This window comes from Arthrobacter sp. NQ4 (assembly GCF_029077345.1).
Classification (GTDB): domain Bacteria; phylum Actinomycetota; class Actinomycetes; order Actinomycetales; family Micrococcaceae; genus Arthrobacter.
The window spans coordinates 213459-227096 of record NZ_JARETC010000007.1; the positions used below are offsets into that span (position 1 = coordinate 213459).

General features: G+C 67.1%; 13 protein-coding genes. 7 read left to right on the plus strand and 6 right to left on the minus strand.

The window, feature by feature from the left end; genetic code table 11:
* The 7 genes from PUN51_RS13845 to PUN51_RS13875 all read left to right on the plus strand — a co-directional run bounded on the left by PUN51_RS13845 (position 1) and on the right by PUN51_RS13875 (position 6142).
* Positions 1-786 carry a ribonuclease HII gene (locus PUN51_RS13845; RefSeq protein ID WP_275181328.1) on the plus strand — a complete coding sequence of 262 codons (786 nt, stop codon included), beginning with the start codon at positions 1-3 and terminating at the stop codon, positions 784-786.
* Between the two features lie 49 nt (positions 787-835).
* Complete coding sequence (locus PUN51_RS13850) at positions 836-1162, plus strand: DUF2469 domain-containing protein (RefSeq protein ID WP_159631747.1); 327 nt, start codon at positions 836-838, stop codon at positions 1160-1162.
* Positions 1163-1270: 108 nt separating this feature from the next.
* A complete protein-coding gene (locus PUN51_RS13855) occupies positions 1271-1627 on the plus strand; it encodes a YraN family protein (protein ID WP_159631748.1) in 357 nt (118 codons plus the stop codon).
* Positions 1627-3171 carry a YifB family Mg chelatase-like AAA ATPase gene (locus PUN51_RS13860; protein WP_224026392.1) on the plus strand — a complete coding sequence of 515 codons (1545 nt, stop codon included), beginning with the start codon at positions 1627-1629 and terminating at the stop codon, positions 3169-3171. Before PUN51_RS13855 ends, PUN51_RS13860 begins: the two co-directional genes overlap by 1 nt.
* Before the next feature lie 116 nt (positions 3172-3287).
* Positions 3288-4424 carry a DNA-processing protein DprA gene (gene dprA, locus PUN51_RS13865; protein WP_275181340.1) on the plus strand — a complete coding sequence of 379 codons (1137 nt, stop codon included), beginning with the start codon at positions 3288-3290 and terminating at the stop codon, positions 4422-4424.
* Positions 4425-4470: 46 nt separating this feature from the next.
* On the plus strand, positions 4471-5397 hold the full coding sequence (locus tag PUN51_RS13870) for a tyrosine recombinase XerC (protein ID WP_275181329.1): 927 nt from the start codon (positions 4471-4473) through the stop codon (positions 5395-5397).
* A gap of 241 nt (positions 5398-5638) precedes the next feature.
* Positions 5639-6142, plus strand: coding sequence for a DUF3145 domain-containing protein (locus PUN51_RS13875; RefSeq protein WP_159631751.1), 504 nt, complete (start codon positions 5639-5641; stop codon positions 6140-6142).
* A gap of 118 nt (positions 6143-6260) precedes the next feature.
* On the opposite strand, the gene fabF is transcribed toward PUN51_RS13875, so the two are convergent.
* From fabF to aceE, 6 genes are all read right to left on the minus strand, one after another.
* Entirely contained in the window at positions 6261-7496 is a 1236-nt protein-coding gene (gene fabF / locus PUN51_RS13880) for a beta-ketoacyl-ACP synthase II (RefSeq protein WP_224026390.1), read from the minus strand.
* Positions 7497-7670: 174 nt separating this feature from the next.
* Positions 7671-7916: an acyl carrier protein gene (locus tag PUN51_RS13885; RefSeq protein ID WP_009359314.1), complete on the minus strand. Its 246-nt coding sequence runs from the start codon at positions 7914-7916 to the stop codon at positions 7671-7673.
* Between the two features lie 77 nt (positions 7917-7993).
* Positions 7994-9055, minus strand: coding sequence for a beta-ketoacyl-ACP synthase III (locus PUN51_RS13890; RefSeq protein ID WP_224026389.1), 1062 nt, complete (start codon positions 9053-9055; stop codon positions 7994-7996).
* Positions 9052-9981 (minus strand): ACP S-malonyltransferase, encoded by a 930-nt coding sequence (locus PUN51_RS13895; protein WP_201302413.1) that lies wholly within the window; start codon positions 9979-9981, stop codon positions 9052-9054. The genes PUN51_RS13890 and PUN51_RS13895 overlap by 4 nt, the downstream gene beginning before the upstream one ends.
* Positions 9982-10069: 88 nt before the next feature.
* Complete coding sequence (locus PUN51_RS13900; RefSeq protein ID WP_159631754.1) at positions 10070-11314, minus strand: PucR family transcriptional regulator; 1245 nt, start codon at positions 11312-11314, stop codon at positions 10070-10072.
* 186 nt (positions 11315-11500) lie between these two features.
* On the minus strand, positions 11501-13638 hold a 2138-nt coding region (gene aceE, locus PUN51_RS13905), incomplete at its 5' end, for a pyruvate dehydrogenase (acetyl-transferring), homodimeric type (protein ID WP_275181330.1).

The window sequence follows — 13638 nt, forward strand, 5'->3', positions numbered from 1 at the left end:
ATGTCTTCCGCAGTACAGGCCTCCCCGGCCGCCACGTCCCGTCCCGCCACCAAGCCCGCGCCCCGCGGAGCCAAGGCGCCGACGCTGCGGCACGAGCGAACCTTCAAGGCACAGGGGATACGGTTCCTGGCAGGCGTTGACGAGGTTGGCCGCGGTGCCCTCGCGGGCCCTGTCAGCGTGGGAATCGCCGTGGTGGACCTGGAGCGCCAAAAACCGCTTGCCGGCGTGCGGGACAGCAAACTCCTGAGCCCGGCTGAACGGGAACGGCTGGATCCGCTGGTGCGGCGCTGGAGCGTCGCATCCGCGGTGGGGCACGCCACCGCCGGCGAGATCGATTCGCTCGGCATCATCGCGGCCCTGCGGCTGGCCGGAACCCGGGCCTGGGGGAGCATCCTCGGTTCAGGCATTGTCCCGGACGCGGTCCTGCTGGATGGAAGCCACAACTGGCTTTCCCCGGCGGAGCAGCTGTCCCTGTTCGACCAGCCCGTCCTGGAGGCCGCGTGCGAGGCCCCGGTCCACACCAAGGTCAAGGCCGACATGCAGTGCCTCAGTGTGGCCGCCGCAAGCGTCATCGCCAAGGTGGAGCGGGACCGGATGATGCGCGAACTGCACACCGAGTACCCGGACTATGGCTGGGACATCAACAAGGGTTATGCCACGGCAGCCCATCGGAACGTGCTTCGCGCAGCGGGACCCACCCCCTACCACCGGGTCAGCTGGCGGCTCCTCGGCGGGGAACTGCAGGCCGCGGAGGTCCCCGACGGGGACGGGCCGTACGAAGACTGACTCCCGCCGCCCGGCGCCAGCCGTGCCGGACATGGTGCAAGATGGATGCATGAGTGCTGAGGATCTTGAGAACTATGAAACCGACATGGAGCTTCAGCTCTATCGTGAATACCGCGACGTGGTCGGTCTGTTCAGCTACGTTGTCGAGACCGAGCGGCGCTTCTACCTGGCCAACCACGTTGACCTCCAGGCCCGCAGCGCTGACGGCGAGGTCTACTTCGACCTGACCCTGCAGGACGCCTGGGTCTGGGACGTCTACCGTTCAGCCCGCTTCGTCAAGAGCGTCAGGGTCCTGACGTTCAAGGACGTCAACGTCGAGGAACTGCCCCGCAACGAGGACCTGGCGTTGCCCAAGGACGTGGACCTGGGGAACTAGACACCCCGGAATTCCCGACTTTCCCTCCACACCGGCCCCTGTCCACATAGGACAGGGGCCTTCTGTTCTCCGCTTGCCTCCGCCGCCAGGCTGGTTGCGGAGGTAGAAATGAAATCGAAAGACCTGTTGGGCAGGCACGGCGAAGACCTCGCCGTGGGGTACCTTGAATCGCTGGGCATGCTGGTGGTGGAGCGCAACTGGAGGTGCGCCGGGGGCGAGATCGACATCGTTGCCCTGGACGGTGACGCGCTGGTCATCGCTGAAGTCAAAACCCGCCGCTCCCTGGATTACGGCCACCCGTTTGAGGCGGTGGGTCCGGAAAAACTGGCGCGGCTGCACCGGCTTGGCGCCGCGTGGTGCCGCGACCGCGAGCTGCGGATGCCGCTGCGGCGTGTGGACGTTGTGGCGGTGCTGGACGACGGCGGCGGGGAACCCCTGGTGGAACACCTCAAGGGGGTGGGGTGATGGCGCTGGGCCGGACCTATTCCGTCGCCCTCGTAGGGCTCAATGGCTACATGGTTGAGGTGGAAGCGGACATCGGCCAGACGCTGCCCGCTTTCGTCCTCCTGGGATTGCCGGATGCCTCCCTCAACGAGGCCAAGGAGCGCATCCGCTCAGCCGCCAAGAACTCCGGGATCCCGCTCAGCCGCCGGAAGATCACCGCCAACCTCATTCCCGCCTCACTTCCCAAGCGCGGTTCCGGCTTCGACCTTGCCGTCACCATGGCCGTACTCCGGGCCGCGAACGACATCAAGCCCACGGGGCGCAGTGTCTTCATCGCGGAACTGGGGCTCGATGGCAGGCTCCGCCCCGTGCGCGGAATCCTGCCGGCCGTCATGGCGTCGGTGCAGGCCGGCTATCCCGAAGTCGTGGTGGCGCAGGCCAATCTCGCCGAGGCCTCCCTTGTCCCGGGTGCCGTGGTGCGTGGATACCGCACGCTTGCCCGGCTCGCCCTCGACTTCGGGGCAGATCCGCAGGAACTTGCCCTGGACTTCGAACCCGATGACGCGGATGGGGGCGGCGACGGGCCCGCCCTTCCCGGCCCGTCTCCCGACATGGCAGATGTCTCCGGCCAGGGCGACGCCCGCAAAGCCCTGGAGGTGGCCGCCGCGGGTGCCCACCATCTGCTGCTCACCGGGCCGCCGGGCGCCGGCAAGACGATGCTGGCGGAGCGGCTGCCCGGTCTTTTACCCGACCTTGGCGACCATGAGTCCATGGAGGTCACGGCCATCCATTCGCTGTGCGGCCTCCCGTCGTCCACCGTGCAGCTCCTGCGCCGGCCGCCCTTCGAGAACCCGCACCACTCCGCCACCGCTGCAGCCATCATCGGCGGCGGGTCGGGCCTGCCCAGGCCTGGAGCGGCATCCCGTGCGCACCGGGGCGTGCTCTTCCTGGACGAGGCGCCGGAATACGAGCGGCGCGTCCTGGACGCGCTGCGGCAGCCCCTGGAGAGCGGGGAACTGGTGATTCACCGATCCGCCGGGACTGCGGCGTACCCGGCCCGGTTCCAGCTGGTGCTTGCAGCTAATCCCTGCCCGTGCGGCAAGGCCTCCGGCAAAGGGCTGGACTGCACCTGCACTCCCGTGATGCGCCGCCGCTACCTTGCCAGAATGTCCGGGCCCCTGCTGGACCGAGTGGACATCCAGCTCCAGGTGGAGCGGGTTTCCCTGGCTGACTTCGGCCAGGCAGGGGCCGAGGAGGACACCGCTTCCGTGGCGGACCGGGTGCGGGGTGCCCGTGCGCGGCAGGCGGATCGCCTGCGATGCTTCGGGCTTGAGACGAACTCCCAGGTACCGGGGCGAATCCTCCGCGGTGACCTGCGGCTCGCGCCGGCAGCAACCCGGATCCTGGACCAGTCCCTTGAGCGCGGCATCCTGACCGCCCGCGGGTACGACCGCGTCCTTCGGCTCGCCTGGACCCTGGCGGACCTGGGTCGCCGGGATACGCCGGACACCAACGACATCGGACAGGCACTGGGCCTGCGGCAGGCTACGGCGGCCGCGGCATGACAAGCCTCCAGGAACGGAACGAACCAAAGGAACTGCGGGTGGACAAGGAACGGGTCGTGGAAAAGACGCGAAGCATTGATAAGGAACGGCTGGCCCGGGCCGCCCTCTCACGGCTGATGGAACCCCAGGACGCGGCGGGCCTTGCCCTCGTTCGGACTGCGGGGGCAACAGACGCCCTGCTCATCGCTACCGGACAGGTGTCGGCCGGCCCTGGCCTTGAGCGGGAAATCACCGCATTGCTGGCGGACACCGCGGCGGCCGGCAGTTGGGCCGGCCTTGCCGCAGCGTTGAAGCGGTGGCAGCCACGGATCCCTGACCTCGCACCCGAACGTGACCTTGCCACCATGGCCCGGCTGGGCGGCCGCATCATCATCCCGGGCGACGAACTATGGCCGGCCCAGGTCGCAGACCTGGGCATCCAGGAGCCCATCTGCCTCTGGTGGCGGGGAGAGGAACAGCCATTGCCCGCACTGGATAAATCCATCGCCCTGGTGGGGTCCCGGGACAGCACGAGCTACGGAGCGGCGGTCACAGGCGACCTGGCCTACTCGCTGGCGCAGCGGGGCTTCACGGTCGTTTCGGGAGGAGCCTACGGCATCGACGCCCATGCGCACCGGGCAGCCCTCGCCGGCAGCTCCACGGCGGTACCAACGGTCGCCGTCATGGCCGGGGGAGTGGACAGGTTCTATCCGTCCGGCAATGAGGACCTGCTGCGCGCCGTGGCCAACCAGGGAGCCGTCCTGGCCGAGGTGCCACCGGGATCGGCCCCCACCCGCTACCGGTTCCTGCAGCGGAACAGGCTGATTGCCGCCCTCTCCGCGGTGACGGTGGTGGTCGAGGCCCGCTGGCGTTCGGGAGCTCTTAATACGGCCCACCACGCCGAGACCCTGGGCCGTGCGGTTGGTGCCGTTCCCGGATCAGTCCACAGCGCCAACTCCGCCGGCTGCCACCGTCTTCTGCGGGACGGAGGGGCGGTCTGCGTCACCGATGCGGCGGAGGTGGCTGAACTTGCCTCGCCCAGCGGAACTGCCCTGCCAGGGCAACGGACTACGGAAGCGGCAGTCCAGGACGGCCTGACCCTGGAGGACTTGATCCTGCTGGACGCACTGCCGCTTCGCTCCACCACATCCGTGGAAAAGCTCTCCGCCGTGGCCGGCCTGGGACAGGACTCGGTGCGGGCCGGACTTGGCAGGCTGGGGCTGCTGGGCCTGGCCGTGTCGGAGCGGGGAGGCTGGAAACACGGCAAAGGATAGCCGTGTCCGCGCACGGTGCAGGGCCCGCAACTGGGAAAGTAGAGGAGTGGAACATGAAGAACTGCCCGGGGCACTCGGCAAGGCACTGGACGCGTTCGCCGGCTACCTGTCGGGGGAGCGTGCGGTGTCAGACCACACCAGGCGCGCCTACCTGGGCGACCTGCACAGCCTCCTGGTCCATGCGGCATCGGAAGGCGTGGCAGAACTGAAGGACCTTGAACTGGGAACGTTCCGCCGGTGGCTCGGAAGCCAAAGCTCTGCGGGCGCCTCGCGGGCGACCCTTGCCCGCCGGTCCGCCACGGCGCGGGTCTTTACAGCCTGGGCACTCCGGGAAGAGCTCATCGACACAGATCCCGCCCTTCGCCTGAAGGCACCCAAACGGGAAGGATCCCTGCCGGGGGTGCTTCAGGCGCCGCAGCTCACGCGCCTGCTGGATGGTCTGGAGGCCTCCGCCACGGACGGTGAGCCACTGGCTGTCAGAAACCGCGCCCTGGTGGAACTCCTGTACGCCACGGGCATCCGGGTGGGCGAACTGGCCGGGCTCGATGTCGACGATCTTGACCCTGACCGGCGCACGCTCCGCGTGATCGGCAAGGGCAACAAGGAACGCACAGTTCCCTTCGGCGTTCCCGCTGCCGTGGCGGTCGACGACTGGCTTCGGCGGGGGCGTCCGGCGCTGGCGAAAGGCAACAGCGGGCCTGCCCTTTTTCTTGGAGCCCGCGGCGGCCGCATCGATCAACGGCAGGTCCGTGCCCTGGTCAACACGCTGTTCGCGGCATTGGGCGACACCTCGGCGTCCGGGCCCCACGCGCTGCGGCACTCGGCCGCCACGCATCTGCTTGATGGGGGCGCGGACCTGCGCGCGGTGCAGGAGATCCTGGGCCACAGCAGCCTGGCGACCACCCAGATTTACACCCACGTCTCGGTTGACCGCCTTCGGAAGAGCTATCAGCAGGCGCATCCAAGGGCCTGACCCGGTGTGGCTAATCGCACTGGCGTAATTCTGCGGGGTACGGCACAATAAGAGTCACGTCCGGCAACTTTCAAGTGTCGCTTGAAGCTCCCTGAGCTTTGTGCGGCGCGGCAAGTCCGGACTCAGCTTTATGTGATACATCTGAATACGCGCAGGGAACCACCGCCGCAGAGCAGGGCACGGCAGTTCCATCCAGGCAGAGGTCGTTGGGGAAGACGTACCTATAGCTATGGAGGATGGAATGTCTGTTGCAATGACCCGCGGTGTGCTGTTCGTTCACTCGGCCCCGACGGCGCTGTGCCCCCACGTTGAGTGGGCGGTTGGCGCTGTGGTGGACAAGCGGACGGACCTTGAGTGGACCCCGCAGCCTGCCGCGCCCGGCATGTTCCGGGCCGAGTTGTCCTGGACCGGTACCCCCGGCACGGGAGCCAAACTGGCGTCCTGCCTCCGCGGCTGGGCGCATCTTCGGTATGAAGTGACGGAGGAGCCGAGCCAGGGCGTGGACGGCGGCCGCTGGTCGCACACTCCCGAACTGGGGATTTTCCATGCCGTGACGGACGTCCACGGCAACATCATGGTGTCCGAGGACCGGATCCGTTACGCCTATGAGTCCGGCGCCGGTGACCCGGCTGCGGTGTACCACGAACTCTCGCTGGCCCTCGGGGAAGCCTGGGACGAGGAACTCGAACCGTTCCGCCACGCTGCCGAAGGCGCCCCGGTGCGCTGGCTCCACCAGGTGGGCTGACCGCCGTCGTCCGTCCCCCGGTGACCTTGGGTACTGCAACACTTCCATAGCAAAAAAGGGAGGCCCCGCCAGTTGGCGGGGCCTCCCTTGCGTTTCCGGGGCGCTTCCCCGGCAATGCCTAGACGCTGCGGATTGCCACGACGGCGTTGTGGCCGCCGAACCCGAACGAGTTGCTCAGCGCCACGATATTGCCGGCAGGCAGGTCGCGGGCGGAGGTGACAACGTCGAGCGGGATCTCCGGATCCTGGTTCTCAAGGTTGATGGTGACCGGTGCCTTGCGCTCATGGACGGCCAGCACGGTGAGGACAGCCTCCACCGCGCCGGACGCGCCCAGGAGGTGGCCCATCTGCGACTTGGTGGCGGAAACGGCCACGTTGTCCACGTGGTTGCCCAAGGCGGCACGCAGGGCCGTGTACTCCGGCTTGTCACCAACAGGAGTGGAGGTTGCGTGGGCGTTGACGTGAACCACGTCTTCAGCCTGGATGCGGCCATCAAACATGGCAGCCTTGAGTGCACGGGTGGCACCCAGACCTTCGGGGTCCGGTGCGGTGATGTGGTAGGCGTCGGCGGTGACGGACGTGCCGGCAAGTTCGGCGTAAATGCGGGCGCCGCGCGCCAGGGCGTGCTCCTCGGCTTCGAGGACAAGGGCGCCGGCACCTTCGCCCATGACAAAGCCGTCACGTGCGGTGTCGTACGGGCGGGAGGCGCGCTGGGGATCGTCGTTCCGGCGGGAGAGTGCCTGCATGGAGGCGAAGGCCGCCAGCGGCATGGGGTGGATGGCGGCTTCTGCTCCACCGCACATCACCACGTCTGCCTTGCCCGAGCGGATGAGTTCCAGGCCCAGGTGCATGGCCTCCGTCCCGGAAGCGCAAGCGGAGACGGGGGTGTGGGCGCCGGCGCGGGCGCCGAGGTCCAGGCTGACGGCTGCGGCAACGCCGTTGGGCATCAGCATGGGGACGGTCATGGGCAGGACCCGGCGGGGGCCCTTTTCCTTCAGGGTGTCCCAGGCGTCCAGGAGGGTCCAGACGCCACCAATGCCGGTGGCGAAGGCGACTGCCAGCCGGTCCTGGTCGATTTCCGTGATGCCGGAATCGGCCCAGGCTTCCCGGGCAGCGATGACGCCGAACTGGGTGGAGGGGTCCATCCGCTTTGCTTCAACACGGCTGAGCACGTCCAGTGCCGGGGTGCTGCAGCGGGCGGCGAAGTGGACGGGGAGCTCGTACTTGGCTACCCAGTCGTCCTCGAGGGTGCGGGCACCGGAGACCCCTTTAAGGGCGTTGTTCCACATCGTGGGTACATCGCCGCCGATGGGCGTGGTGGCACCCAGACCGGTAATGACTACTTTGCGCGTCATGGGATCACTCTTTCGTCGGTGGGGAGTCCGTCTGCGCCTGTCGCAGGGTCCCGCACATGTTGATGATCGGCCAGTCCCGGTCGGGGTTCTGCCCGGATAAATGCGGCGGGCTGCCGGTCCGGTCAGTCCGGACCGGCAGCCCTGCCAAGCCGTGAGACGGCGGAAAGCCTGTTATTAGGCCTGTGCTCCGGCGATGAAGCTGACGGCGTCGCCAACGGTCTTGAGGTTCTTGACCTCTTCGTCGGGGATGCGCACGCCGAACTTCTCTTCAGCGTTGACCACGATGGTCATCATGGAGATGGAGTCGATGTCCAGGTCCTCGGTGAAGGACTTGTCCAGCTCGACGGCCTCCGGGGCCAGGCCGGTTTCTTCGTTGACGATTTCAGCCAAGCCGGCCAGGATCTCTTCGTTGCTAGCCATTTGTGGCTCCTTTTCTTGTATTGCCGGCAGGGGCTGCCGGAAACGGTCCGGGCCGCGGTTGCGACCCTTGGGCGTATCTAGGGAAGGACAACTACCTGTGCGCCGAAGACCAGTCCGGCACCGAAACCGATCTGCAGGGCCAGCCCGCCGCTCAGTCCGGGGTTCTCCTGCAGGAGCCGGTGGGTTGCGAGCGGGATGGAGGCAGCGGACGTGTTGCCGGCCTCGGCAATGTCCCGTGCCACTGTAACCGTCTCGGGCAGCTTCAGCTTCTTCACCATCTCGTCGATGATGCGCATGTTGGCCTGGTGGGGGATGAAGGCCACCAGGTCTTCCGCCTGGATCCCGGCGGCATCGAGTGCCTGCTGGGCCACCTTGGCCATCTCCCACACGGCCCAGCGGAACACGGTCTGTCCGTCCTGGCGAAGGGTGGGGTACAGCTCCTGGGCTTCTTCCAGCAGTGCGAGATCGCCCGTGGAGTCCGACTGGCGGGCAGCCAGGCCGAGGTCGCGGACGTCAAGCATGGAGCGCGTCATGCCGATGGCGTCCCACCTGCTGCCGTCCGAGCCCCACACGGACGGGGCAATGCCCGGCGTGTCGGAAGGGCCTATGACGACGGCGCCCGCGCCGTCGCCGAGGAGGAAGGAGATGGTGCGTTCCCGGTTGTCGATGACGTCGGAGAGCTTCTCCGCACCGACCACGAGGACGTACTTCGCGGTGCCGGACCGGACCAGTGCGTCGGCCTGGGCAATGCCGTAGCAGTAACCGGCGCACGCAGCGGAGATATCGAAGGCAGGGGCCGGAGTGGCACCGATGCGGTCGGCCAGGCTGGCCGCGGCGGAGGGAGTGGCGTAGGGGTGGGTCACGGTGGACACAATGACTGCACCGAGTTCAGAGGCTTCAATGCCTGCCTTCGCCATGGCTTCACGGGCTGCGCCTTCGGCCATGTCGATCACGCTGACGTCGGCAGCGGCACGGTGGCGGGTGACGATGCCGGTGCGCTGGCGGATCCATTCGTCGGAGGAGTCAATCCACTGGCAAACATCTTCGTTGGTGACGATGACGTCCGGCCGGTAGGCGCCGAGGCCGAGAATGCGGGTGTGCTCCTGGATGGGAGCCTGTTTCAGCGTGGGAACGCTCATGCGTTGCCCTCCAGTTCTGCGAAGAGCGCCAGTGCGGCGGACAGGTCATCGGGGGTTTTGACGGCAACGGTCTTGACGCCGGGCATGCCGCGCTTGGCCAGGCCCGCCAGCGTGCCGGCAGGCGCGAGTTCGATCACGCCGGTAACACCGCGCTTCACCATGGTTTCCATGCACAGGTCCCAGCGGACCGGGCGGGAAACCTGGGCGATCAGGCTTGCGACGGCGGCATCACCGTCGGTGACTTCGCCGCCGTCGTAATTCGACAGGAGGGGCACCTTGGGGGCAACCGGGTTCAAGGTGGGTTCCAGCGCCTTGAGCGCATCAACGGCGGGCGACATGTGGCTGGTGTGGAACGCGCCGGCCACCTTGAGCGGGATGACGCGGGCTTTTGCCGGCGGGTTGTCGGCAAGGGCCTTCAGCTGTTCGAAGGTTCCTGCCGCCACCGTCTGGCCGGCACCGTTGACGTTGGCGGGGGCAGCGCCGGCGGCTTCAATGGCGGCCAGCACCTCGGCGGGGTCGCCGCCGACGACGGCGCTCATGCCGGTGGGGGTGACGGCTGCCGCGGCGGCCATGCTGTTGGCCCGTTCACGGACGAACGTCATGGCTTCCTGTTCGGTCAGCACACCGGCCAGGGCTGCTGCGGTGATCTCACCCACGGAATGGCCGGCGAGGATCACCGGGAGGGAGTTGAGTTCCACGTCGAAGAGGGAAGCCGCGGCGACAAGCCCGGCAGCAACGATCAGGGGCTGCGCCACGGCAGTGTCCTTGATGGTTTCCTCATCGGAGGTGGTTCCGTGGGCTATCAGGTCGATGCCTGCGATGTCACTCAGGGAGGCCAGCTGGCCTGCCACCGAGGGAAGTTCCAGCCAGGGGGCAAGAAAACCCGGGGTCTGTGAGCCCTGTCCAGGGCAGACTATTGCAAGCACGTAACCAGCTTTCCAAATTACTGTGTGATCCAGCGGTGTTTCTCCGCACCAAGCTCACGGGGTCAGGTTGTAGGAAGTCTACAATGCCTCAGGCCTGGTTCCGGGACGCCTGGCGCTCCGTGGCGGCCTTCGGTGGCGCCGAAAGACGGCCCACCACCAGTGCTGCCTGCAGCACGAACGCCTCCCGCGGGAGCAGCGGGTCCCAGCCTGTAACATCGCAGACCCGCTTCAGCCGGTAGCGCACCGTGTTGGCATGGACGAAGAGTTCCCGGGCCGTGGCCTCCAGTGAGTGGCCCAGTTCCAGGTAGGTTCCCAGTGTCTCCACCAGCCCGTTGGAGGCGGCCAGGAGCGGCCGGTAGATGTTCTTAACGAGTGAGCGCCGGGCAGCGTCATCCCCGGAAATCACCCGCTCCGGCAACAGGTCGTCCGCGGCCACCGGACGTGGCGCAGACGGCCACGCCCTGGCTGCCGTCAATCCGGCGAAGGCGGATTGGGCGGATCCGCTGGCCTCCAGCAGCGAACTGGCCTCGGGTCCATAGACCACCGGCCCGGGGGCGAACATGTCGCTCAGCTTCACATAGGCGGTTTCGCGGTCCTGCACCCCGCCGAGGATGAGGATCAGCCGGTCGCCCTGGATGCCCACCAGCGCGTCCTCGGCATAACGGCCAGCCATCCGACGCAGTTCACTGACATAGCTGGCGCTGGGCTCAGACGGGGAATTGCCCACCATGACGGTGAAGCGCTCCTGCGCCTTCCAGCCCAGCGCGGCGATACGGGAGCGCAGGGCGTCCGTGTTTTCGCCGCGCAGGATCGCATCCACAATCAAAGCTTCCAGCCGGGTGTCCCAGGAGCCGCGGGACTCGGCGGCGCGGGCGTAGACGTCCGCGGCAGCGAATGCGACTTCCCGCGAATAGCGCAGCACGGCCTCCCGCAGGGAGGGCTGGTCGGCCTCGGGCGCAATGACGGGAACCTGGTCCTCCACCACTTCCACCACGATCCTGATCAGCTGGAGCGCCTTCTGCAGGCTGATGGAACGCGTCAGTTCCGTGGGGGCCGTCCCAAAAACGTCGGTGAGGATCCAGGAGGGAGAGCTTGGCCGCTCGTACCAGGTGACGAACGCCGCGATGCCGTTCTGTGCCACCATGCCGAGTGCGGAACGCTCATCAGCGCTGAGCCGGCTGTACCACGGCAGCGACTGCTCAAGCTTGCGCATGGTGGTCGTGGAGAGCTGGCCCACGTTGGCGCGGAGCTGCTTGAGGGTCTCGGACTTCTCCGGCGTGACCTTCGGCGGGGACGGTTTCCGCTTCGGGGACTGGCTGGCTGATGCTGGCATTCTTTGAGCATACGGCCACCGCGGGGCAAGCTCCATTTGTGCGAAGGCTACAACCCGCCTTGCGCTGCGTCACAGCCTCCGTACCTGCCGGCGGCTTACCCCGGGACAGAACGACGGCGGCCCTCACCTTGTGGGGTGAGGGCCGCCGTCGTGTAGCGCTGCTGGTTCCGATGTCCAGCCGGAAGGCTAGGCTTCGCCTCCGGCGTTGCCGGTGGTGCCGGCGTTGACGTTGAGCAGCTTGTACTTCTCGATCGCCTTCACCGGGGCGTCGACATCCACCTCGCCGCGGCGCGCCAGCATTTCAAGGGCACGGACCACGATGGAGTGGGTGTCGTTCTTGAAGAAGCGGCGGGCTGCTGCGCGGGTGTCGGAGAAGCCGAAGCCGTCGGCGCCGAGGGTGGCGTATTCGTTGGGGACGAATTGCCGGATCTGGTCGGGGACGGCTTTCATGTAGTCCGAGACGGCGACGATGGGGCCGGTGGCTCCTTCGAGTTGCTGGGTGACGAACGGGACGCGGGCGGGTTGGCCGGGGTTGAGGAAGGCTTCCTCTTCGGCGGCGAGGCCGTCGCGGCGCAGTTCGTTCCAGGAGGTCACGGACCAGACGTCGGCGGAGACGTTCCAGTCATCGGCCAGCACGCGCTGGGCTTCGATGGCCCAGGGCACGGAGACGCCGGAGGCAAGGATCTGGGTGCGGGGACCGTCGATCTTGGCCGGGGCGAGCAGGTAGATGCCCTTGATGACGCCTTCGACGTCGAGGTTCTCCGGTTCTGCGGGCTGGATGATGGGTTCGTTGTACACCGTGAGGTAGTACATGACGTTCTTGTCCGTCGAATCCGCACCGTACATCCGTTCCAGGCCGGAGCGCATGATGTGTCCGATTTCGTAGCCGTAGGCGGGGTCGTAGGTGAGGACGGCGGGGTTGGTTGAGGCCAGCAGGGGGGAGTGTCCGTCGGCGTGCTGGAGGCCTTCGCCGGTGAGGGTGGTCCGTCCTGCGGTGGCGCCGATGATGAAGCCGCGGGTCATCTGGTCTCCGGCGGCCCAGAAGGCGTCGCCGGTGCGCTGGAAGCCGAACATGGAGTAGAACACGTAGACCGGGACCAGGGGTACGCCGTGGGTGGCGTAAGAGGTTCCGGCGGCGGTGAAGGCTGCCACGGCGCCGGCTTCGTTGATGCCGGGGTGGATCAGCTGCCCTGCGGGGGATTCCTTGTAGGCCAGGACGAGGTCCCGGTCCACCGACAGGTAGTTCTGCCCCTTGGGGTTGTAGATCTTCGCCGTCGGGAAGAACGCGTCCATGCCGAACGTGCGGGCTTCGTCCGGGATGATCGGGGCGATGTGCTTGCCGAAGTTCTTATCCCGCATCAGGTCCTTCAGGAGCCTGACGAACGCCATGGTGGTCGCGGCCTGCTGCTTGCCCGAACCGCGCTTGGCCACCTCGTAGGACTTGGCCTCCGGCAGCACGATCTCGGCGTGGGTGTCGCGGCGCTCCGGGACGGATCCGCCCAGGGCCGCCCGGCGCTCCATCATGTACTTGATTTCCGGGGCGTCGTTACCGGGGTGGTAGTACGGCGGCCGGTAGGAGTCCTTCTCCAGCTGCTCGTCGGTGACCGGGATCCGCAGGTGGTCGCGGAACTTCTTCAGGTCATCGAGGGTGAGCTTCTTCATCTGGTGGGTCGCGTTGCGGCCCTCGAAGTGCGGGCCCAGGCCGTAGCCCTTGACGGTGTGGGCGAGGATGACGGTGGGTTTGCCCTTGAATTCGGTGGCGGCCTTGTATGCGGCGTAGACCTTGCGGTAGTCGTGGCCGCCGCGTTTGAGGTTCCAGATCTGGTCATCGGTGAGGTCCGCGACGAGGTCCTTGGTCTGCGGGGTCTTGCCGAAGAAGTGTTCGCGGACGAACCCGCCGGACTCTGCCTTGTAGGTCTGGTAGTCGCCGTCGACGGTTTCGTTCATGATCTTTACCAGGGACCCGTCGGTGTCGCGGGTGAGCAGGTCATCCCACTCCCGTCCCCAGACGACCTTGATCACGTTCCAGCCCGCGCCGCGGAAGAACGCTTCGAGTTCCTGCATGATCTTGCCGTTGCCGCGCACCGGGCCGTCCAGGCGCTGGAGGTTGCAGTTGATCACGAAGTTCAGGTTGTCCAGGTTCTCGTTCGCTGCCAGCTGCAGCAGGCCCCGGGACTCGGGCTCGTCCATTTCACCATCGCCCAGGAACGCCCAGACCTGCTGGTCCGAGGTGTCTTTCAGGCCCCGGTTGTGCAGGTAGCGGTTGTTCTGGGCCTGGTAGATCGCGTTCATCGGCCCGATGCCCATGGACACGGTGGGGAATT